We start from the raw sequence: 957 nt of genomic DNA on the forward strand, positions 1-957 counted from the left end.
TCCGTTACAGGCCGGGCAACAATGGCTGGGCTATTTACGCAATTTACATGCACCGCATATTATTCTGATTACCAATCCTGCGCTGGCGCAAAAACAGGGATGGCAATTTCGCGATTATCTGGCCATGGGCCTGCATCATATTGCCGGAACCAGTGATGGATTACAGGTGTTCAGTTATGCTATTGAAAATTACCAGCCCAAACGTGACTGGCTGAACAGTCGTTTCTGGGCAAATCCGGAAAACTATGACAAATATCGTTGGTAGGCTGTCATCAGATTGTCATCAAATCCCTCTAGTTTGCTTGGGGGTGTCGGGTTACAGAAACACTAAACAAGCTTATCGTTAATTAACCTTCAAACAAGCCATCAAAATGGAAAACATGGAAACACAAATTGATCTGAACAGCTCCGACCTTTACCTGAATCGTGAGTTGAGTCTGCTGGAGTTCAATTGGCGCGTATTACAACAGGCCCTTGACCCCACTGTGCCATTGCTGGAAAGACTAAATTATCTGTGTATTTCCAGTACCAATCTGGATGAATTTTTTGAAGTACGCGTTGCCGGTCTGATCCAACAAATCGAAATTGGTGATCCCTACCTGGAAGCTGATCAAATCAGCGCTCAGGAAGCATTAAGGTTGATCAGCATACGTGCCCATGAATTGGTTGATGAGCAATATTCGGTACTTAATGATGAGTTATTACCGTTATTGGAGCAGGAAGGCATTAAGGTCTTGCCAAGACCAATGTGGACAAGTGAACACAGTGCCTGGCTGGAACAGTATTTTCGCGATGAAATTCAGCCTATCCTTAGTCCTATTGGGCTCGACTCCTCCCATCCATTTCCCCGATTACTCAATAAAAGTTTAAATTTTATTGTATCGATGGATGGCAAAGATGCTTTTGGTCGCAATATCGGTTTTGCCATTTTACAGGCCCCCAGAGCGCTACCACGAG

Annotated in this window: 1 protein-coding gene and 1 pseudogene; both read left to right on the forward strand. The window is 44.5% G+C overall.

What is annotated here, in order from left to right:
* On the forward strand, window positions 1-265 hold a 265-nt coding region (locus B3182_RS13325), incomplete at its 5' end, for a DUF6231 family protein (protein WP_292753072.1).
* Between the two features lie 115 nt (window positions 266-380).
* Window positions 381-957: pseudogene (locus tag B3182_RS13330) on the forward strand (RNA degradosome polyphosphate kinase); the annotation flags it as partial.

Origin of the sequence: Methylophaga sp. UBA4204, from assembly GCF_002379485.1 — a bacterium.
Taxonomy (GTDB): Bacteria; Pseudomonadota; Gammaproteobacteria; order Nitrosococcales; family Methylophagaceae; genus Methylophaga.